The organism is Leisingera sp. ABM4_101, assembly GCF_056158725.1.
Genome location: NZ_JBSWTV010000002.1, coordinates 1,358,118 through 1,377,762 on the forward strand (window position 1 = coordinate 1,358,118; position 19,645 = coordinate 1,377,762).

19 protein-coding genes are annotated in these 19,645 nt (G+C 62.7%); 16 read left to right on the forward strand and 3 right to left on the reverse strand.

The features are described from left to right. The first annotated feature begins 56 nt into the window (after window positions 1–56). From ACXAEK_RS07650 to ACXAEK_RS07680, 7 genes are all read left to right on the forward strand, one after another. Window positions 57–1,085 (forward strand): GlxA family transcriptional regulator, encoded by a 1,029-nt coding sequence (locus ACXAEK_RS07650; RefSeq protein WP_475040926.1) that lies wholly within the window; start codon window positions 57–59, stop codon window positions 1,083–1,085. A 96-nt stretch (window positions 1,086–1,181) separates the two neighbouring features. Then, entirely contained in the window at window positions 1,182–2,321 is a 1,140-nt protein-coding gene (locus tag ACXAEK_RS07655; RefSeq protein WP_475040928.1) for an aromatic ring-hydroxylating oxygenase subunit alpha, read from the forward strand. Continuing rightward, window positions 2,318–3,859: a choline-sulfatase gene (betC, locus tag ACXAEK_RS07660; protein WP_475040930.1), complete on the forward strand. Its 1,542-nt coding sequence runs from the start codon at window positions 2,318–2,320 to the stop codon at window positions 3,857–3,859. The genes ACXAEK_RS07655 and betC overlap by 4 nt, the downstream gene beginning before the upstream one ends. Further along, a complete protein-coding gene (locus ACXAEK_RS07665) occupies window positions 3,843–4,643 on the forward strand; it encodes an SDR family NAD(P)-dependent oxidoreductase (RefSeq protein ID WP_475040931.1) in 801 nt (266 codons plus the stop codon). Before betC ends, ACXAEK_RS07665 begins: the two co-directional genes overlap by 17 nt. 12 nt (window positions 4,644–4,655) lie before the next feature. Then, window positions 4,656–6,074 carry an aminobutyraldehyde dehydrogenase gene (locus tag ACXAEK_RS07670; RefSeq protein WP_475040932.1) on the forward strand — a complete coding sequence of 473 codons (1,419 nt, stop codon included), beginning with the start codon at window positions 4,656–4,658 and terminating at the stop codon, window positions 6,072–6,074. Further along, a complete protein-coding gene (locus tag ACXAEK_RS07675) occupies window positions 6,074–6,814 on the forward strand; it encodes an SDR family NAD(P)-dependent oxidoreductase (RefSeq protein WP_475040933.1) in 741 nt (246 codons plus the stop codon). The genes ACXAEK_RS07670 and ACXAEK_RS07675 overlap by 1 nt, the downstream gene beginning before the upstream one ends. Further along, window positions 6,814–7,752, forward strand: coding sequence for a 3-hydroxyacyl-CoA dehydrogenase NAD-binding domain-containing protein (locus tag ACXAEK_RS07680; RefSeq protein ID WP_475040935.1), 939 nt, complete (start codon window positions 6,814–6,816; stop codon window positions 7,750–7,752). Before ACXAEK_RS07675 ends, ACXAEK_RS07680 begins: the two co-directional genes overlap by 1 nt. Window positions 7,753–7,813: 61 nt before the next feature. Here ACXAEK_RS07680 and ACXAEK_RS07685 read toward each other — a convergent pair whose 3' ends face one another. From ACXAEK_RS07685 to ACXAEK_RS07695, 3 genes are all read right to left on the reverse strand, one after another. After that, on the reverse strand, window positions 7,814–8,575 hold the full coding sequence (locus tag ACXAEK_RS07685) for a hypothetical protein (protein WP_475040937.1): 762 nt from the start codon (window positions 8,573–8,575) through the stop codon (window positions 7,814–7,816). Continuing rightward, window positions 8,572–9,636, reverse strand: coding sequence for a GSCFA domain-containing protein (locus ACXAEK_RS07690; protein WP_475040938.1), 1,065 nt, complete (start codon window positions 9,634–9,636; stop codon window positions 8,572–8,574). The genes ACXAEK_RS07685 and ACXAEK_RS07690 overlap by 4 nt, the downstream gene beginning before the upstream one ends. A 118-nt stretch (window positions 9,637–9,754) precedes the next feature. Continuing rightward, on the reverse strand, window positions 9,755–10,750 hold the full coding sequence (locus ACXAEK_RS07695) for a LysR substrate-binding domain-containing protein (protein WP_475040940.1): 996 nt from the start codon (window positions 10,748–10,750) through the stop codon (window positions 9,755–9,757). Window positions 10,751–10,861: 111 nt separating this feature from the next. Between ACXAEK_RS07695 and ACXAEK_RS07700 the strand changes: the two genes are divergently transcribed. The 9 genes from ACXAEK_RS07700 to ACXAEK_RS07740 all read left to right on the forward strand — a co-directional run bounded on the left by ACXAEK_RS07700 (window position 10,862) and on the right by ACXAEK_RS07740 (window position 19,631). Then, the gene (locus tag ACXAEK_RS07700) at window positions 10,862–11,689 is read left to right on the forward strand and encodes a transporter substrate-binding domain-containing protein (RefSeq protein ID WP_475040942.1); all 828 of its coding nucleotides are present in this window, start codon (window positions 10,862–10,864) and stop codon (window positions 11,687–11,689) included. A gap of 9 nt (window positions 11,690–11,698) precedes the next feature. Beyond that, window positions 11,699–12,673 carry an amino acid ABC transporter permease gene (locus ACXAEK_RS07705; RefSeq protein WP_475040943.1) on the forward strand — a complete coding sequence of 325 codons (975 nt, stop codon included), beginning with the start codon at window positions 11,699–11,701 and terminating at the stop codon, window positions 12,671–12,673. 38 nt (window positions 12,674–12,711) lie between these two features. After that, window positions 12,712–13,512, forward strand: a complete 801-nt coding sequence (locus ACXAEK_RS07710; protein WP_475040945.1) for a gamma-glutamyl-gamma-aminobutyrate hydrolase family protein — start codon at window positions 12,712–12,714, stop codon at window positions 13,510–13,512. A 55-nt stretch (window positions 13,513–13,567) separates the two neighbouring features. Next, entirely contained in the window at window positions 13,568–13,699 is a 132-nt protein-coding gene (locus ACXAEK_RS07715; protein ID WP_475040947.1) for a hypothetical protein, read from the forward strand. Between the two features lie 258 nt (window positions 13,700–13,957). Then, window positions 13,958–15,517, forward strand: coding sequence for an ABC transporter substrate-binding protein (locus ACXAEK_RS07720; protein ID WP_475040948.1), 1,560 nt, complete (start codon window positions 13,958–13,960; stop codon window positions 15,515–15,517). A 146-nt stretch (window positions 15,518–15,663) separates the two neighbouring features. Beyond that, on the forward strand, window positions 15,664–16,644 hold the full coding sequence (locus ACXAEK_RS07725) for an ABC transporter permease (protein ID WP_475040949.1): 981 nt from the start codon (window positions 15,664–15,666) through the stop codon (window positions 16,642–16,644). Then, window positions 16,641–17,591 (forward strand): ABC transporter permease, encoded by a 951-nt coding sequence (locus ACXAEK_RS07730; RefSeq protein WP_475040951.1) that lies wholly within the window; start codon window positions 16,641–16,643, stop codon window positions 17,589–17,591. Before ACXAEK_RS07725 ends, ACXAEK_RS07730 begins: the two co-directional genes overlap by 4 nt. Window positions 17,592–17,595: 4 nt before the next feature. Then, entirely contained in the window at window positions 17,596–18,591 is a 996-nt protein-coding gene (locus ACXAEK_RS07735) for an ABC transporter ATP-binding protein (RefSeq protein WP_475040952.1), read from the forward strand. Further along, window positions 18,588–19,631, forward strand: coding sequence for an ABC transporter ATP-binding protein (locus ACXAEK_RS07740; RefSeq protein WP_475040953.1), 1,044 nt, complete (start codon window positions 18,588–18,590; stop codon window positions 19,629–19,631). Before ACXAEK_RS07735 ends, ACXAEK_RS07740 begins: the two co-directional genes overlap by 4 nt. Window positions 19,632–19,645: the final 14 nt, after the last annotated feature.

Here is a 19,645-nt window from a genome sequence, read left to right on the forward strand (position 1 = left end):
GGGGGTGGTTTTCTGGCCTTGTGCCCGAGCTTCCCGTAATCCGCTGCACTGAGGCCATGCTGAAGAGAAACGAAACCACTGAAATCCTGGTCCTGGTCACGCCGCATTTCAACCTGGCTGCGACAATGGCGTTCCTGGATCCGTTCCGGGCCGCAAACTACTTGGCCGGGAGGCAGCTGTTCCAATGGCATATTGCGAGCGAAGCCGGCGCGCTGTGCCGGGCCAGCAATGGGCTGGAACTTGCCGTCAGCGCGCTGGACACGCTGAAGCAGCTGCAACCGGATATTGTTGTTGTGTCCAGCAGCTGGACCCCCGAAGCCTTCACCGGCGAGCGCTTGCTGTCTGCAATACGGAAGTACGCCCGGGCGGGTATTTATGTGGCTGGGATCGATACAGCCGCCTTTATCCTGGCCCAGGCCGGCCTGCTGCGGGGACGGCGCGCGACGGTTCATTACGAGCATATCGACGCCTTTGCGGAAAAATACCCGCACACCGAAGTCAGCGAAGATGTATTTGTTCATGAGGGCAGAACCGGAACCTGCTGCGGCGGGGCTGCGGCGGGCGAGTTTGCCTTGTTTCTGCTGCACGGGATTGTTGGTGATGCGCTGACAAACGACTGCGCGAAATACCTGTTTTACCGCAATCTGCGGGGGCTGGGCGCGCATCAGACAGACGATCAGCTGGAACCCTTGGGGAATACGGCGCCGCCCAAGGTCCGGGAAGCGATTGCCATCATGGAACGCCACCTGGAAACGCTGATCAGCATTCCCGAATTGTGCAGGCTGGCCGGGGTGTCGCAGCGCCAGCTGAACCGGCTGTTCCAGGAATATGTGCGGACAAGCCCGCAACTGTACTACCGCGACATCCGGCTGGACCGCTCGCGCGGGCTGGTCACCCAGACGGAGCTGCCGATCTCCGAGATTGCCCAGGCTTGCGGCTTTCCCAGCCATGTGCATTTTGCCCGCGCCTATAAGCAGCGGTTCGGGCTGCCGCCGCGGCGGGACCGGATCGAAGGGCGGGTGCCTTTTGAATTCCGGGCCTGGCCCATGTACCGGCCGTTGGCAGCCCTGCAGAATGGCGAATAAGGTTCAATTGGTGGCTGCCTGAGTGCTGTAGAGGGATCGGCTTTTCGCGGATCATGTCTTTGACGACCTTAACAGGCAGGCAAAGGAGTGTTCAGCGTGACAGACCTACCGACCAAGGCCCAGTTCGCAAACATCGCAGAAGGATATTCCGCGGATGCGGGCAATTCGCAATCGCTGAAGGCGGATGCCTATGTTCAGCGCGAGTGGTTTGCCGCCGATCAGCGTGAAATCATTGCCAAGTCCTGGCAATGGGTCTGCCATGTGGAGAAGCTGCGCGACCCGGGTTCCTACGTCACCGTTGATATTGCGGGCCAGCCAGTGGTGGTGGTCCGGGACCGCGAGGGCGTGCTGCGCGCCTTTTACAACGTCTGCAAGCACCGCGCCCATGAGCTGCTGAAAGGCGAGGGCAGCACCACCCGCATCATGTGCCCCTATCATGCCTGGGTCTACAAGCTGGACGGCCAGCTGGTGCGGGCGCCGGAAACCGAGCATCTAGAGAATTTCAGCACCGGCGATATCTGCCTGGATCAGGTGCAGGCAGAGGAGTTTGCGGGGTTTGTCTATGTCAACCTGGACCCAGCTGCCGCGCCGCTGAGAGAACAGTCCGGCAATCTGGAAACCGAAATCCGCCATTGGGCGCCGGATATCGAACAGCTGACCTTCGGCCACCGTCTGACCTATGACATCAAGTCGAACTGGAAGAACGTCGTCGACAACTTCCTGGAATGCTACCACTGCCCGACCGCGCACAAGGATTTCTGCGATCTGGTGGATATGGACACCTACAAGGTTACCACGCATGGGATCTACTCCAGCCATATGGCGGATGCCGGTAAGGGCGCAAATTCGGCCTATGACGTGTCCAACGCCACCGTGCGCACCCATGCGGTCTGGTGGCTGTGGCCGACCACTTGCCTGATGCGTTATCCGGGGCGGTCCAGCATGATTGTCCTGAACATCATCCCGGTGGGGCCGGACCGGACGCTGGAAACCTATGATTTCTTCCTGGAAACGCCGGAGCCTGACGCGGGCGAGCTGGATGCTATCCGCTATTTGGATGAGGTGCTGCAGGTCGAGGACATCAATCTGGTGGAAAGCGTGCAGCGCGGCATGAACACGCCAGCCTTTACCCAGGGGCGCATCGTCAACGACCCCACAGGGTCGGGCAAGTCCGAGCATGCGGTGCACCATTTTCACGGGCTGGTGCTGGAGGCCTACGCCGGGGCCGCGGGATGACCCAGTCCAATATCGTCGTCATCATGGCCGACCAGCTGGCGCCGCATTGGACCGGCGCCTATGGCCACCCGGTGGCGAAGACCCCGCATATTGATGCGCTGGCGGCGCGCGGCATGCGGTTTGATGCGGCCTATTGCAACTCGCCGCTGTGTGCGCCTTCGCGGTTTGCCTTCATGTCCGGACAGCTGATCAGCCGCATTGCCGCCTATGACAACGCCAGCGAATTCCGCGCCTCGGTGCCGACCTTTGCCCACTACCTGAAAGCACTGGGATACCGCACCTGCCTGTCCGGCAAGATGCATTTTGTCGGCCCGGACCAGAAACACGGCTTTCAGGACCGGGTGACCACAGACATCTATCCGGCGGATTTTGCCTGGACCCCGGACTGGGAGGCCCCGGATGAGCGGATCGGCAAGTGGTATCACAACATGGAAACGGTCAAGGAAAGCGGTGTCGCGGTTGCCACCTACCAGACCGACTACGACGACGAGGCCGGATTTGCCGCGCGCCGCTGGCTGATTGACCGGGGCCGCGCGCGGGCCACCGGGGAGGAGGCGCCGTTTTGCCTGGTGGCGAGCTTTATCCACCCGCACGACCCCTATGTCGCTAAACCGGAGTGGTGGGATCTTTACGAAGGCGAAGAGATCCCGATGCCCGAATATGTGCCAAGCCTGGAGGCGCAAGATCCGTTTTCGCGGCGTGTCCTGGACGGGATTGAAGCCAGTGTCGTCCCATTGAGCGACGAAGAGCTGCGCCGCGCCCGCCGCGCCTATCTGGCCAATGTCAGCTATTTCGACAGCAAGGTTGGTGAAATCGTCAAAGCTGTCGACGAAATCGGTGCGCGTGAGGACACGATCATCATCGTCACCGCCGACCACGGCGACATGCTGGGGGAGCGCGGGCTGTGGTACAAGATGAACTTCTTTGAGCATTCCGCCCGGGTGCCGCTGGTGATGGCGGGGCCGGGCATTCAGCAGGGCAGGGCCGCAAATGCCTGTTCGCTGATCGACCTGCTGCCAACCTTTGTCGATATCGCGGGCGGCGATGCGGCGGTGCTGGGGGAACCGGTGGATGGCCGCTCGCTGCTGCCGCTGGCCCGCGGAGAGGCGGATCCGGTGGATGAAGCGATTGGCGAATACTGCGCCGAGATGACGCCTTATCCGGTCTTCATGATCCGGCGCGGGAGCCTCAAGTACATCCATTGCGACGCCGATCCGCCGCAGCTGTATGATCTGGCCCGGGACCCTTTGGAGACCAGGAACGTGGCCCGCGATCCGGCCTATGCGAAGGCCGCTGCGGGTTTTGCGGCAGAGACCCGCAGACGCTGGGACAGCGAGGAACTGCGCCGCAACATCATTGCCACCCAGAAATCCCGCCGCGTCCTGCATGCCGCCATGGAAGCGGGGGCCGGGGAGCATTGGGATTACAATCCGCCCTCAGATGCCAGCCAGCAGTATGTGCGCAACCACATGGACTGGACCGTGGCTGCTGAGCACTACCGTTTGAACCCGGGGAACACAGATGACAGGAAAACTTGACGGCAAGACCGCATTGGTCACGGGCGGGCGCGGCGGCATTGGCCGCGCCATTGTTGCGCGGTTCCTGCGCGAAGGCGCGCGGGTTTATGCGGCCGATCTGACCCCGCAAGGATCGTTAGCGGCGCATGACGAGGACGGCAGCATCTTCGTCAAGCTGGATGTCACCCAAGAGGCTGATGCCATCGCCGCGATGGAACAGGTGAAATCAGAATCCGGAAGGCTGGACATTCTGGTCAACGCCGCCGGGATCGAGATTGAAAGGACCATCGAGGACACCACGCTGGAGGAGTGGAACCGCAGCTTTGCGGTGAACTGCACCGGCACTTTCCTGGCGTCGAAATACGCGCTGCCATTGCTGCGCGCGGCGGCCAAATCGGGCAGCAGCGCCAGCATCATCAACTTCGGCTCCTATGACGGGTTCATCGCCGATCCCGGTCTTGCCGCTTATTGCGCCACCAAGGGCGCGGTGCATGCGCTGACCCGGGCGATGGCCTGCGACCATGGCCCCGAGGGCATCCGCGTCAACGCCATCTGTCCCGGCTATATCGACACGCCGATGCTGCAAAGCTTCTTTACTGGCGATGGCTCTGGCGGCGGCGGCAAGACCATCGGTCAGCTGCAGCAGGCGGTGCGCGATGTGCATCCGATGCGCACCTATGGCACGCCGGAGGATATCGCCAACCTGGTCAACTGGCTGGCCTCAGAGGAGGCGCGCTATGCCTCGGGCCAGCTGTGGGTGCTGGATGGCGGGCTGTCGGCGCAAGTGCAGCAGATGAAGCTCTGAAGGGGAGAGACCATGCAGACAAAGATGCTGATCAACGGTGAATTGGTTTCCGGGGGCGGAGCGGCGCTGCCAGTCACCGATCCGGCCACGGGGGCTGAGATCACCCAGGTGCCTGAAGCCAGCCCGGAACAGGTGGAGGCCGCAGTGCGGACTTCCGAGGAGGCATTTGACAGTTTTTCCCGCAGCACCCCGGCGGAGCGGTCTGCACTGCTGCTGGCGATTGCCGGCTGCCTGGAAGCGCATCAGGAGGAACTGGCGGAGCTGGAAAGCCTGAATGCCGGCAAGCCCTGGCCTTCTGCCCGCGATGATGAGATGCCGCTGACCATTGACACCTTCCGCTTCTTTGCCGGCGCGGCGCGCACTATGACCGGCTCCGCCGCGGGGGAATATGCGGCAGGCCACACCAGCATGATCCGCCGCGATCCGGTGGGGACGGTGGCGGCCATTGCGCCCTGGAATTATCCGCTGATGATGGCCGCCTGGAAACTGGCGGCGCCGATCGCGGCGGGCTGCACCGTGGTGCTGAAGCCCTCTGAGCTGACGCCTTTGTCGATGCTGCGCCTGGCGGAGCTGTTGAACGGGATCCTGCCGAAGGGCGTGCTGAACGTGATCCACGGCACCGGGCCGGGTATCGGCGATCAGCTGATCAACAGCCCGCAGATGGAGGCCATCACCGTCACCGGCAGCCCGGCCACCGGCATGGCGGCGATGCGCGCGGCAGGCAATCAGATCCGCCATGTGCATCTGGAGCTGGGCGGCAAGGCTCCGGTGATCGTCTTTGACGATGCGGATATCGACGCGGTTGCCGAAACGATCCGCTACGGCAGTTTCTTCAATGCAGGCCAGGACTGCGCCCAGCCTTGCAGGGTGCTGGCGCAGGAGGGTGTCTACGGCAAGCTGGTCGCGGCGATTGAGGCCCAGGTCAGCCAGATCCGGACCGGTGCGCAAAAGGCTGAGGGCACGGAGATGGGCCCGGTCATCTCAGCCGCTCAGCGAGACCGGGTGGCTGGGTTCGTCGACCGCGCCCGGGCCGCTTGCGAGGTTGTGGCGGGCGGTTCCGCAGGGGAGGGGAAAGGCTTTTTCTACAGCCCGACGGTGCTGGCCAATGTCGGCAACGATGCTGAGGCCGCAACCAGCGAGATCTTTGGGCCAGTCGTGTCTGTCTCCCGCTTTGGCGAGGCTGAAGACGCCCTGCGTATTGCCAACAGCGGCCGCTACGGGCTGGCGTCGTCGGTCTGGACCGCCAATGTCGGGCGCGCGATGGAGATGACCAGCCGCCTGCGCTATGGCTTTACCTGGGTCAACACCCACGGCGTTGCCACTCCGGAGATGCCCTGGGCGGCAATGAAAGGGTCCGGCACCGGCTGCGACATGAGCGTCTATGCGCTGGATGCGTACACTTCGGTCCGGCATGTGATGGTGGCGCACTGATGCGGCTTGCAGGGAAAAGAGCGCTGATTACCGGCGGACGCCAGGGAATTGGCCGGGGCATTGCCGACGCCTTCCTGAACGAAGGCGCAACTGTCACCACCTGCGGCCGCGGGGATCGGCCTGAAGGACTGCCTGAGGCTGTCACCTGGCATAGTGTGGATGTTGCCGATGTTCAGCAGGTGGCAGAGCTGGCGCAGGCAGCCGGCACCATAGATGTTCTGGTCAACAACGCTGGCGTCCAGGTCGAGAAAACCGTTGCGGACAGCACCGATGCCGATTGGGACCTGGTCGTGGGGGTGAACTGCCGCGGGGTGTTCAATATGTGCCGGGCGTTCCTTCCGGTCATGTCCAAGGGGGCGTCGATCATCAATATCGGCTCCATCTCGGGCAACACCGCGGACCCCTCCATGGCGCTTTACAATGCATCCAAGGCTTTTGTGCATGGGCTGACGCGCTCCATCGCGGTGGATCACGGGCCTGATGTGCGCTGCAATGCGATCTGCCCGGGCTGGATTGAAACCGGCATGCTGGAGGCAGGTTTTGCCCTGTCAGATGATCCGCAGGCGGCGCGGGAGGACGCGCTGGCCCGCCATGCAACCCGCCGGTTCGGCCAGCCTGCCGACATTGCCGCCATGGCCGTCTGGCTGGCCTCTGACGAGGCGGGTTTCGCCACCGGGCAGCTGTTCACAATCGACGGCGGCATGACCGCCGCGTCGCCAATCAACACAGGGCTGTTCTGATGCCGGAAATCTCACATACCGCGGTTTTGGGCGCAGGCACCATCGGGGCCAGCTGGGCCGCCCTGTTCCTGGCTTCTGGCCGGTCCGTTACCGTTTACGACCCGGCCGAAGGCGCCGAGGCCGCCGTGCGCGCCTATATTGCTCAGGCCTGGGAAACTATGAGCGAACTGGGTCTGACAGCACGGGGCAATCCGGACCGGGTCAGCTTTGTGCGGTCCGCGCGCGAGGCCGTTGAAGGCGCGGGCTTTGTCCAGGAAAACGTCCCGGAGCGCCTGCCAGTCAAACACGCTGTTTTCGCCGAGATCGAACCCGCGATCGCACCTGGCGCCATTGTCGCCAGCTCCGCCTCCGGCCTGACGCTTGGCCAGATGCAGGCAGGCTGGCGCAAGCCGGACCGCTTCATCCTTGGCCACCCGTTCAATCCGCCGCATCTGATCCCCTTGGTGGAAGTTATGGGAAACGGTTTGACCGGTGCGGATGCGGTGCCGGCAGCCGAACAGTTTTATGCGGACATTGGCAAGGTTACCATCCGCGTGAACAAGGAAGTTCCCGGCCATGTCGCCAACCGGCTTCAGGCCGCAGTCTGGCGCGAGGCGATCCATCTGGTGCAATCCGGCGTGGCCAGCGTTGGAGATATCGACAAGGCCATGTCCGCAGGCCCGGGGCTGCGCTGGGCGGCAATGGGGCCGACAACGCTGTTCAGTCTTGGTGCCGGATCAGGCGGACTGGCTGCTTTCTGCGATCACTTTGCCGGCACCTTCAATGGCTGGTGGGAGGACTTGGGGACGCCGCAACTTACCCCCGAAGTGGCAGACATGCTGGCGGAGGGGCTGGCCGAAGCGTATGGCGGCATGTCAGTCGACAGGCTGGCGGCGCTGCGCGACCGGAGAATCGTCCAGCTGCAGGCAGCTTTGGCCACGGTCAAAGAGGAGCCGTAAGCCGCCAGAGACAGTATGAGGCGTGGAGCGCGGCCCGCGGTTTGCCACGTAGCCAGGGAAATCAGATGTCCCAGGCCTGCCAGCAGCGGGCGCCGTAATCGCTGTTCATGTGAAAGACATCATTGGCGCGGTGCTGCTGGGTCAGCTCTTGGCGGAACAGGACGGATCCGCGGGAAAACTCGGCGCGGGTCATGATGCCCTGGGCCAGGGTCTCCGGCGGCTGGTGCAGGATCCGGAAGCCTTCGGCGGCAAGGCGGTCTTCTGCCGTCTTCATGCGGGCCAGCACATAGGGTTGATCGCCGTTTTCCAGAATCGGGGTCATCTGCGCAGCCCGCCATTCAATGTCAAAGAGGGTTTCCGCGTAGAACGCCTGCCAGGCCAGGAACACCGGTGCATCCGTCACCTGCCGGACCAGGCGGGCACAATGCAACATCATGCTGCGGCTGATGTGGTCCCACAACAGATCGTCGATACAGGCGTCGCTGACATAGTGGGGCGCATCGCTGTTGCGGGTGCTGGGGGTGGCAAAGCGGCTGTAGTTCTGAAACACCGGCACTGGGAACAGCCCCATCCCGCACAGCAGGAAAGCATCGTAATCGGCGGCAATAGCGCCCTTGCCGGTGCCGGAGATGCTGCGGAAGAACGCCGCCGCTTCAGGATCCTGCGGCAGCAGCTGGCCATCGCTGAAGGCGAGGCTGGCCATGCCGCTGGACAGGGCGCCAAAGAAATCCGGTACCAGGCCGGGGCGGCCGCCGCCGCTTTCCCAGCCGCCCTTGAGCGCGGCAGTGTGCGAATTGCCCAGAACGCAGATCCGGCGGGTCATTTCGAGAAGCTCTCCAGCAGCACCTCTTCGCAGACGAGATCATCCTCTTCGGTGCCGGCGGTGGCCTGAGCGGGCGCGGCCTGCGGCGCCTGCGGGTTTTGGCCGCCGGGATCATGCTGGGCAAAGAAGGCCTGCATGGCGGTGTTCACCCCGGCCTCGCTGACGCTGCGCTGGTTGGGCTGGAAGAACATCCCGCGGGTGACCGGCGCGGTGATGATTTCAAAAGACGGAAAATAGTCGACATCGCGGTAGGTTTGAAACAGCTCTCCGGCCACGCCGCGCAGCACCGACTTGGAATATGTGGAAGCCGCCAGAACATGCTGGCCAGTGGCAGTCGCCGTCAGCGGCACCGGTGACACAGAGACGATATACTGCGGGGTTTTTGCCCGCTCCCGTTTCAAAAGCCGCTTGAAGCGGATGAAATCCTGCAGGGTTTCGGAGTGGGTGAAATTCTTGAACTCATAAACCTCCGGATCGAAGGTTCCGGCAAGGGTGCCGGGGGCGGTGGGAAAGACGGTGCCGCTGCTGCGGTGCAGCCAGGCTTCGGTCAGGCCGAAGGTGAAGACAAAGATATCCATCTCCAGCAGCATCTGCCGGACCTGCGCCAGGTGGCGTTCGCGGGCTGCCAGCACTTCAGCCGGGCTGGCAAAGCCGCCCGGTTCGGTATTGGGGCGCTGGGCATCGAAATAGCGCCCGTCCTTTTCCCAGACCCGGTCTTCGGGAACCGCTTGGCCAAAGGCCTCCCGCGCGAGCTGCAGCAGCTGTGCGGCGGTGTAGATATTGCCATAGCGGCAGCTGTAGATGCCGAACTGGTATTTCTGCGCCAGCTCTGCGCCCATGCCCCGCGGGGCGGGCTCGTAATCCGGCACATTGAACTTCCGCGCCCGAAGGTTGCGCGCGATATGCTGGGCGAAACAGCTGCCTGCGGTGGCGATAATCTGATCGCGGCGGATGCGGAATTTGCGCCGGTAGATATCCTGGATATCCAGCGGATACTGTTCTGCAACGCCGCTGCGCCAGAAGGCGCGGGCCGGAATGTCTTCGTAGGGAGATCTGCTCATTGGCTGTCCCTTGCTGCCTCTTGCGCGGCACTTGGAACGTGCCGCCGTTTTTGTTGCCTGCGATGATCCTAGGCGGTTTGCGGCGGAAATCAAAGCGGCCGCAGCGGCGGTTCCGCGGCTACTGTGCTGCTTCAGTACCGCTTTGCGGGGCGCTGTTGCCTGTCTGTCTGGCCGCCGCCGGCAAGGCGCGCAGCTCCTGCCCGAACCAGGAGACAAACTGCAACGCGGTGGAGGTCATGCCGGAGCTGTCTGAAACCACGAACTGAAAGACCCGGTCGCAAGGCATTTCCAGGCCCGGCAGCGCAATCAGGCCGCCAGCCGCCAGCGCTTCGGCGGTGTAGCTTTCCCGCAGCAGCGCCAGCCCGCGGCCCGATACAGCGGCCTGCAGGATCAGGTCGGCGTTGCTGAAGGTCAGCCGCCGCGGCCGGGTATTGGCGGATTTGCAGCCGCAGGAGGTGAACAGTTTCGACCAGTGGACGGTTTCGTCCTCGTGAATCAGCTCTGCCTCAGCCAGCAGGGCGGCGGGGTCCTGCTTTGCCGGGGGCAGCCCGGCGGTCAGGGCGGTCCAGTAAGCCGGGGCGCAGACCACCTGCATCTTCTCGTCCGGCAGGGGCACCATGATGTCCTGCCAGGCGCTGCTGTCCGCGGCCTCGGTTCTGGGCAGAAGCCGGAGAGCGACGTCGATCTGGTCCTTCTGCAGATCCTGAAAACGGTTTGTAGCGCACACCCTGAGATTGATGTCCGGAAACAGGTCCAGGAACCGGTTCAGCCGCCCGTGCAAGACAATAGAGGCCAGCGACGGTGTCAGGCTGACAGAGAGGACCTTTTGCTGCTGATAGGTGCCCAGCAGCTGGCCAATCTGCTCAACCTGATGGGTGGCGGTGCGTACCTCAAACAGGATGGAGCGCAGAATTTCCGTTGGCTCCAGCGTCTTGCCCTTGAGCCGGAACAGGCGCGCCCCCCATTTCTGTTCCAGCTTCTTGATGTGATAGGAGACCGTGGGCTGCGTCAGCCCCAGTTCCCGTGCCGCGGCAGAAACAGAGCACAGCCGCGAAACCGCATCCAGCGACCGCAATTCCTGCAGGGTGGGGAGGTATCGGTGCGCGACGCTCATGGCGGATCTATAAATTCTCTCTATGGTTGGGTCAATTCTGTGAAATTGCGGCCTTGGCGTGTTTGTGCTGAATGAATTGAACAAACAAGAAATTTGAACCGGGAGATGAAGATGAAAAAGCCTATTCTGGCCGCCATTCTGGGCCTGGCCGCCCTGCTGCCGATCGGAAGCGCTTCCCAGGCGGGTGAAGCGCTGGACCGGATCCTTGAAAAAGGCCTGCTGACCGTTGGAACCAACTCCGATTACAGGCCGAATTCTTTTATGAATGCTGAAAACCGGCTGGATGGCTTTGATATTGAGGTTTCCGAAGAAATCGCAAAACGGCTGGGGGTCGGTGTGAAGTTTGTCACTCCGGGCTGGGAGGTGATGACTGCGGGGCGCTGGTCCGGGCGCTGGGACATGGTGGTTGGGTCGATGACGCCGACTACGGCACGGGCGGAGGTGCTGGATTTCCCGGCGGTCTATTATTTCAGCCCGGCGGTCTTCGCGGTGCACAAGACCTCAGAGGCCAAGGAGCTGTCGGATCTGAACGGCAAGGTTGTCGGGGTGGTGTCGGCCTCGACCTATCACCGCTACCTGGAGCATGACCTGAAGCTGGACGTGGTCGGAATGCCAAAGTTCTCCTATGAGGTCACACCGGCGCAAATCAAGACCTATGGCGACATCAACGAGTTTGATGACCTGGCGCTGGGCGACGGGGCGCGGCTGCACGCGGTGCTGCAGTCGGTGCCGGTGGTGGATGCGGCTGTGAAGTCCGGCCTGCCGGTCAAGCCTCTGGGCGCGCCGGTGTTCTTTGAACCGCTGGCGATTGCAACCGACAAGGGCGACGCAGAATTGAATGCCCGGCTGGCTGCCATCGTGGAGGAGATGAAGGCGGATGGCACCCTGGCGGCCCTGTCCTCCAAATGGCACGGCGTCGATCTGGTGTCGCAGAAGTAAGGCCGCGGCATGATCACCTTGTTCAAGGCCCGGTTCGACCACGGGCCGAGACGGCTGAAGTTTGCGGCAGCCCTGGCGCTGCCGCTGTTCGGCCTGGCCCTGATGCTGCCGGGCGGGCCCGGCGGGTGGAGCGGACTGCTGCAGCCCGCCATGCCGCCGGAAACCCTGGCTGGGCCCTGGGGCCGGTTCTCGGCGGGCTTCATGGCCTTTCTGATATCCGGCGGTGTATTTTATGCGCTGCTGGGGCTGGACCGGGCCAAGCAGGCCTATGCGGCCTGGGGCGGGCTGGCGGTTGCGGCGCTGTTCCTGTTCACCTCCTTTGACCTCAGCTTTGGCTTCATTGGCAGCAAGCTGCCGTACCTGCTGTCCCAGGGGGCAGTGACAACGCTTTATGTGTCGGCGGTGTCGATTACGCTGGCCTTTATCTTTGCTCTGGCAGGGGCGGTTGCGAAACTGTCCGGGATCGGCGTGCTGCAGGGGATCGGGGCATTTTATACTTCCTACTTCCGGGGCACGCCGCTGCTGGTGCAGCTGTTCCTGATCTACATGGGACTCCCGCAGATCGGCATCATCGTGGACCCGGTGCCGGCGGCCATTGCGGCGCTGTCGCTGGTCTATGGCGCCTATATGACTGAGATCTTCCGCTCCGGCATCCAGTCGCTGCCGGCCGGGCAGTGGGAGGCGGCAGATGCGCTGGGGCTGAGCCGGCTGGCCACCTTCCGGCTGGTCATCCTGCCGCAGGCCATGCGGGTGATCGTGCCGCCGACGGGCAACCAGTTCATCGCCATGCTCAAGGACAGCTCCCTGGTCAGTGTGGTCGGTGTCTGGGACATGATGTTCCTGGCGCGTACCATCGGCCGCGCAGACTTCAGGATCCTGGAAATGCTGATCACCGCTTCGGTGGTTTACTGGGGCATGTCGATCCTGCTGGAGCTGGTGCAGAAGCGGATCGAGGATCACTACAGCAAGTCCTTGAAACGCTGATCTGCGCGGCAGCGGAAACTCTCACAAAGGCATTCAAGATGACATTTCACAGCACTAAGCCGTCTGCGGCGGTTGCCGTCATGGCAAATTCCGGCCTGGATCCGGACACCGGCCTGACCACTCAGACCATCGACGACAAGTATCTGACCGCCGTGCTGCAGGGGTGCCAGGCGCTGCCGGTGCCGGTTCCGACATTGCTGGAGCCGGCGCAGATTTCTGCAGTGCTGGACCGGGTCGACGGGGTGATTCTGACCGGTGATCAGTCCAATCTGGACCCGGCGCTCTATGGCGGCAGCGGCACCCGGCAAAGCCATGGGCCGTTTGATCCGCAGCGCGACCGTGCCGCCCTGTGCCTGATCAGCGGCGCGCTGGCGCGCGGGATGCCGGTGCTGGGCCTGTGCCGCGGGTTTCAGGAAATCAACGTGGCGCTGGGCGGGACGCTGCGGGCCGATATCACCGGGCCGGACCGGTTTCCCAGCCATCCGGTGCTGGAGAAATCCACGGATCCCGAGGTGATCTACGGCGGCAAGCATGCGGTCCAAGTGGACCAGGAAACCCGGCTGGGCGCGGAAATCGGTGAACCCCATGCGATGGTCAATTCGGTTCATGTGCAGGCGATCGGCAGGCTGGCCGCCGGCCTGAGGGTGGTTGCGGTGTCGGACGACGGGCTGGTGGAGGCCTTTGAGCACGAAACTGCCCCCGGTGTTTTCGGGGTGCAATGGCATCCGGAGTACCGCCCTGGGCGCTCATCCGTGTCGCAGGCGGTGTTCCGGCATTTTGCCCGCCATTTGAAGGCCGCCGGATCCCGGCCGCAGGCCCCCGCGCTGCAAAACTGTTGATGCCGCTTCTGCCGTCCGGCCCGGACACGGCCGCGCCCGGCAGCTGCAGGAAAACATGACCTATCACTTCCTGGCCGGCCTGTGGATGGAGGATTGGGGCGATGAGATCACCGAGAGCATCCGCATGGGTGCGGATGCGCCGGAATGCCTGCCGCAGGTGCCGCGCAACCTGTTCGTGAAGGATTGATTTGGCCTGATCTGGGAACTGTGAGGGTGTGGAGCCGCGGGCTCAGTCAGGCTGAAAGCAGCCAGGGACAGGGGTGGCGTGCCATGCCCGGCTGTTCCAGCCATAGGGGTGGGCGCGTCTAACCCTTTGCAAAGGATGAGCTATTCAATTCGCGCATAGCCCCAATGTGCGTCCTGCATACCCTATGCGATATCGGCATTTCACAGTTCCTGCGCCGCAGGATAGCGTTTGCGCCATAATCACAGGGGAGTATGCCTTATGACGAAATTTGTCAGAAGCCTGGCGGCTGCTGCGGTGGTGGCGATGGCACCGGTTGCCTATGCCGAAACCACCGTGCGCGTTGCTTATGACGCTGACCCGGTCTCGCTGGATCCGCATGAACAGCTGTCCGGCGGCACGCTGCAGCTGTCGCACATGGTCTTTGACCCGCTGGTGCGCTGGACCCAGGACCTGCAGTTCGAACCGCGCCTGGCCGAAAGCTGGGAGCAGATCGACGGCACCACCATGCGCTTCAAGCTGCGCAGCGGCGTGACCTTCCACAGCGGCAACCCGCTGACCGCCAAGGATGTCGACTGGACCTTTGACCGCCTGAAGCAAAGCGACGACTTCAAAGGCATCTTCGCACCGTTCACCGATGTCGAAGTCGTGGATGACATGACTTTCGATCTCAAGACTTCGGAGCCTTATCCGCTGGTCCTGCACACCGCGACCTACATCTTCCCGATGGACAGCGCCTATTACACCGGCACCACCGATGGCGGCAAAGACAAGTCCGAGATCGTCAAGCATGGCGACAGCTTTGCCTCGCGCAATGTCTCCGGTACCGGCCCGTTCGTTGTGTCCGAGCGTGAGCAGGGCGTGCGCGTGGTGTTCGACCGCTTTGATGGCTACTGGGACGCAGACGCGGGCAACGTTGACAAGATCGTGCTGACCCCGATTAAGGAAGACCCGACCCGCGTGGCCGCGCTGCTGTCCGGCGACGTGGACTTCATCGCGCCGGTTCCGCCGACCGACCTGAAGCGCGTGGCGGATGCAGAAGGCGTTGACCTGATCACCATGCCCGGCACCCGCATCATCACCTTCCAGATGAACCAAAACCGCGTCGAGGCCTTCAAGGACGCCCGAGTCCGCAAGGCGATCGACTATGCCGTGAACAACGCAGGCATCGTTGACCGCATCATGCGCGGCTTCGGCACCGTCGGCGCACAGGCAAGCCCGGCCGGTTACCTGGGCTACAGCGAAGATCTCGCGCCGCGCTTTGATCTGGAAAAAGCCAAGGCGCTGATGGCCGAGGCAGGCTATGCCGATGGTTTCTCGATCACCATGATGGCCCCGAACAACCGCTATGTGAACGACGACAAGATCGCCCAGGCAGTGGCGTCCATGCTGGCGCAGATCAACATCAAGGTTGACCTGCAGACCATGCCCAAGGCGCAGTACTGGCCGACCTTCGACGAGCGCGCAGCGGATATGATGATGATCGGCTGGCACGCGGATACCGAAGATTCCGCCAACTTCCACCAGTTCCTGACCGCCTGCCCGGACGAAGCCACCGGCAACGGCCAGTACAACTCCGGCAACTACTGCAACCCGGAAGCGGACGCGCTGATGAACCAGGCCAACGCGGAAACCGATCCGGCCAAGCGCGCAGAGCTGCTGCAGAACCTGGAAGCCATCCTGTACAACGAGGCGGCCTTTATCCCGCTGCATTGGCAGAATCTGGCGTGGGGTTCCAAGTCCGGCATGAATTCGGCGGATATCGTGAACGCGCTGAACTTCCCCTATTTCGGTGACCTGGTTGTCGAAACCGGCAGCTAAGCCACTGAAAAGACCTGGGCCGGTCTCCCCCGGCCGGCCCGGGGCACCTTAATAACAAGCGGCCGCCAAGGCTGTGTTTGCAGGATCCGCGGTCCAGCCGGACATGGCGCCCTGCGCTGTCAACAAACTCTACAAAGGTCAGGACGATGTTTGCCTATCTCGCGAAGCGAGTGATTCAGGCGGTTGCCGTGATGTTCGTCATCTCGCTGATTGCCTTTGCCATCCAGGGCAACCTGGGCGACCCGCTGCGCGAGCTGGTCGGGCAGTCGGTTTCGGAAGAAGTGCGCCAGCAGCTGCGCGATGAGCTGGGGCTGAACGACAGCTTCCTGACGCAATACCTAAGGTTTGCAGGCAATGCGCTGCAGGGCGATCTGGGCACCTCGTATTTCTTCAAGGAGCCGGCGTTGGACGTGATCCTGAAGAAACTGCCCGCGACGCTGGAGCTGGTGTTCGGCGCGACGCTGATCATCGTCGGCTTTTCGGTGCCGCTGGGCGTCTATACCGCGATCAAGCCGGACAGCATCCTGAGCCGCATCATCATGGGCCTGTCGATCATCGGGATCTCGATCCCGGTGTTCCTGACCGCCATCCTGATGATCTTTGTGTTCTCTGTGGAATACGGCTGGTTCCCCTCCTACGGGCGCGGCGACACAGTGCAGGTCTGGGGCTACTGGCAGACCAACTTTGCCACCGCGGATGGCTGGATGCATATTATCCTGCCCTCGATTGCGCTGGCCTCGATCATGCTGCCGCTGTTTGTCCGCCTGATCCGCGCCGAGATGATGGAAGTGCTGCAATCTGAATACGTGAAATACGCCAAGGCCAAGGGCATCAACCCGTGGCGCATCTACTTTGTCCACGCGCTGAAGAACACGCTGTTGCCGGTGATCACCGTGGGGGGCGTGCAGATCGGCACCATGGTCGCCTACACCATCCTGACCGAGACGGTGTTCCAGTGGCCGGGCATGGGCTTCATGTTCCTGGAGGCGGTGAACCGCGTCGATACCCCGCTGATCGTCGCCTACCTGATTGTTGTCGGCTTCATCTTTGTGGTCACCAACACCATCGTCGACCTGATCTATGGCCTGGTGAACCCGACCGTGAATATTGCGAGGATGGGCGCATGAGCACCGAAACGCTTTCCCCGAAATCTGAACCCTCGCGCTGGTCCAAGGCCTGGAATTCCAACATGGGCTACAGCTTCCGCCGCAATCCGGTGGCGGTGGTCAGCATGATCGTATTCCTGCTGATCGCGTTTGCGTCCTTCCTGGCGCCGGTGATTGCTCCTTACGATCCCTATGATCCGGCGCAGATCGACATCATGAACTCCGAATACCCGCCGGCTTGGGTCAGCGGCGCGCTGCCGGAGTTTGTACTGGGCACCGACGACCAGGGCCGCGACCTGTGGTCCACCATTTTGTACGGCACCCGGCTGTCGCTGCTGATCGGCATCTGTGCGGTGGCACTGCAGGCCTTCCTTGGCATTTCCATCGGCCTGATCGCCGGCTATGTCGGCGGCCGCCTGGACAGCCTGCTGATGCGGTTGGCGGATATCCAGCTGTCGTTTTCCACCCTGATGGTGGCGATCATCTTTTTAGCGGTCACGCAGGCGATGTTCGGCTCTGACACCTTCAACCGCTATGCCGTGGTGTTCCTGATCGCAGTGATCGGGGTGGCGGAGTGGCCGCAGTATGCCCGCACCGTGCGCGCCACTGTGCTGGCGGAGAAGAAGAAAGAATATGTCGACAGCGCCCGGGTGCTGGGCTTTGGCCCGATGCGGATCATGGTGCGGCATATCCTGCCGAATTCGCTGTCGCCGATCTTTGTGATCTCTACCGTGCAGGTCGCCAATGCGATCATTTCCGAAGCCTCGCTCAGCTTCCTGGGTCTGGGCATGCCGCCAAGCCAGCCGTCGCTGGGCTCGCTGATCTCCTCCGGCTTCGACTACATCTTCTCCGGCAGCTGGTGGATAACCGCCATTCCCGGCGTGGTGCTGGTGGTGCTGGTTCTTGTCATCAACCTGCTGGGCGACTGGATGCGCGACGTCCTGAACCCGAAACTATACAAGGGGTAACGCGATGAGCCTTCTTTCCGTTCGCGACCTCACCGTCAAATTCGCCATGCGCGATGAGACGGTCACTGCTCTCAACGGCATTTCCTTCGACCTGGCCAAGGGCGAGCGTCTGGGCATCGTCGGCGAAAGCGGTGCCGGCAAGTCGATTACCGGCTTCTCGCTGATGAACCTGCTGAGCCGCCCGGGCTATATCGACAACGGCCAGATCCTGTTCGAGGGCGAGGATGTTGTTCAGATGAACGACAAGCGCCTGCGCAATCTGCGCGGCAACCGGATGGCGATGATCTTTCAAGACCCGATGGTGACGCTCAATCCGGTGCTGACCATCGGCCAGCAGATGATCGAGACCCTGATGGCGCACCGCAAGCTGAGCCGCGAAGAGGCGCGCCAGATTGCCATTGTCAAGCTGCGCGAGGTCTATATCCCCTCGCCGGAGGAACGCCTGGAGCAATACCCGCACGAGCTGTCGGGCGGCATGCGCCAGCGGATCATCATCGCGATTGCGCTGCTCTTGGATCCGCAGCTGATCATCGCGGATGAGCCGACCACTGCGCTGGACGTGACCATCCAGGCCGACATCATGGAGCTGATGCTGGAGCTGTGCCAGTCCAACCAGGTGGGGCTGATCCTGATCACCCACGATCTGGGCGTGGTCAGCCAGATGACCGAGCGCACGCTTGTGATGTATGCCGGCCGCATCATCGAAGCAGGGCGCACCCGCGAGATCATCAACGACCCGCAGCACCCCTATACCCAAGGCCTGATCAACGCGCTGCCGCAGCAGACGGTGCCGGGCCAGCGGCTGAAGCAGATCCCCGGCAACATGCCGGGCCTGGCCAGCATCCCCCAGGGCTGCGCCTTCAACCCGCGCTGCAAATACGCAACCGACCTCTGCCGCAGCAGAACACCGGACTCTGTGCATTACGGCGAGGTCGAAGTGGCCTGCCATGAGGTGCAGCGGCTGCACAGCGACGAAGACCGTCAGGAGGCACGGGCATGAGCGACGCAAAAACTGACCGCCCGCTCTTGGAAATCAAGAACCTGGAAAAGCGGTTCGATCTGGATCAGGGGTTCCTGGAAACGCTCAAGTTCAAAAAGGGCAGGATCGTTCGCGAGAGCCGTTCGGTCCATGCTGTGAACAACATCTCTCTGGAAGCCCGCAAGGGTGAGGCGCTGTGTGTGGTGGGGGAATCGGGCTGCGGTAAATCCACCGTTGCACGCCTGGTGGCCGGCCTGTTGACCCCCAGCGCGGGGGAGATCCATTATGGCGGCCAGCGCATCGACAACCTGTCGCGCGGCGACATGCAGCCCTTGCGCAAGAAGATCCAGATGATCTTCCAGAACCCCTATGCCTCCCTTAATCCGCGCATGACCATCCGGCAGGCGCTGGAGGAGCCGGTGCGCCATCATTACCCCAGCGCCTCGGCAGCAGAAGTGCGCGACAAGGTGACAGAGGTCATGCTGTCGGTGGGTGTCGATCCCAGCTGGGCCAAGCGCTACCCGCATGAGTTCTCCGGCGGCCAGCGCCAGCGGATCGCGATTGCCCGCGCCCTGACGGTGGACCCGGAATTCATCATCGCGGATGAGCCGATCAGCGCGCTGGACGTGTCGATCCAGGCGCAGGTGCTGAATCTGATGCTTGAGGCCAAGGAAAGCCGCGGCCTCACCTATCTGTTCATCACCCACGATCTGAGCGTTGTGGAGCATTTCGGCACCCGTGTTGCGGTGCTTTACCTTGGGTCGGTTTGCGAGGTTGCGGATACGGCGACGCTGTTCTCCAACCCAAAACATCCCTATACTCGGGCCTTGCTGTCCGCGGTGCCGCAGCTCAAGGACGACCGGCCGAACCATATCCGCCTCAAGGGCGAGATCCCGACGCCGATCAACCTGCCGCAAGGCTGCCCCTTCCAAAGCCGCTGCGCCTTTGCGGACGCACGATGCAAGAGTGAAAAGCCCAAAGCCATTCACCAGCCCGACGGCAGCACAGTCGCCTGCCATGCTGTCGAAGAAGACAGGCTGGATGCGGTGGCCGCCGGTTAAGACGGGACGCCCAG

Coding starts and splice junctions, on each gene's coding strand:
- ACXAEK_RS07650 (WP_475040926.1), top strand. CDS start 57: ATGCTGAAGAGAAACGAAACCACTGAAATCCTGGTCCTGGTCACGCCG.
- betC (WP_475040930.1), top strand. CDS start 2,318: ATGACCCAGTCCAATATCGTCGTCATCATGGCCGACCAGCTGGCGCCG.
- ACXAEK_RS07665 (WP_475040931.1), top strand. CDS start 3,843: ATGACAGGAAAACTTGACGGCAAGACCGCATTGGTCACGGGCGGGCGC.
- ACXAEK_RS07670 (WP_475040932.1), top strand. CDS start 4,656: ATGCAGACAAAGATGCTGATCAACGGTGAATTGGTTTCCGGGGGCGGA.
- ACXAEK_RS07675 (WP_475040933.1), top strand. CDS start 6,074: ATGCGGCTTGCAGGGAAAAGAGCGCTGATTACCGGCGGACGCCAGGGA.
- ACXAEK_RS07680 (WP_475040935.1), top strand. CDS start 6,814: ATGCCGGAAATCTCACATACCGCGGTTTTGGGCGCAGGCACCATCGGG.
- ACXAEK_RS07685 (WP_475040937.1), bottom strand. CDS start 8,575: ATGACCCGCCGGATCTGCGTTCTGGGCAATTCGCACACTGCCGCGCTC.
- ACXAEK_RS07690 (WP_475040938.1), bottom strand. CDS start 9,636: ATGAGCAGATCTCCCTACGAAGACATTCCGGCCCGCGCCTTCTGGCGC.
- ACXAEK_RS07695 (WP_475040940.1), bottom strand. CDS start 10,750: ATGAGCGTCGCGCACCGATACCTCCCCACCCTGCAGGAATTGCGGTCG.
- ACXAEK_RS07700 (WP_475040942.1), top strand. CDS start 10,862: ATGAAAAAGCCTATTCTGGCCGCCATTCTGGGCCTGGCCGCCCTGCTG.
- ACXAEK_RS07705 (WP_475040943.1), top strand. CDS start 11,699: ATGATCACCTTGTTCAAGGCCCGGTTCGACCACGGGCCGAGACGGCTG.
- ACXAEK_RS07710 (WP_475040945.1), top strand. CDS start 12,712: ATGACATTTCACAGCACTAAGCCGTCTGCGGCGGTTGCCGTCATGGCA.
- ACXAEK_RS07715 (WP_475040947.1), top strand. CDS start 13,568: ATGACCTATCACTTCCTGGCCGGCCTGTGGATGGAGGATTGGGGCGAT.
- ACXAEK_RS07720 (WP_475040948.1), top strand. CDS start 13,958: ATGACGAAATTTGTCAGAAGCCTGGCGGCTGCTGCGGTGGTGGCGATG.
- ACXAEK_RS07725 (WP_475040949.1), top strand. CDS start 15,664: ATGTTTGCCTATCTCGCGAAGCGAGTGATTCAGGCGGTTGCCGTGATG.
- ACXAEK_RS07730 (WP_475040951.1), top strand. CDS start 16,641: ATGAGCACCGAAACGCTTTCCCCGAAATCTGAACCCTCGCGCTGGTCC.
- ACXAEK_RS07735 (WP_475040952.1), top strand. CDS start 17,596: ATGAGCCTTCTTTCCGTTCGCGACCTCACCGTCAAATTCGCCATGCGC.
- ACXAEK_RS07740 (WP_475040953.1), top strand. CDS start 18,588: ATGAGCGACGCAAAAACTGACCGCCCGCTCTTGGAAATCAAGAACCTG.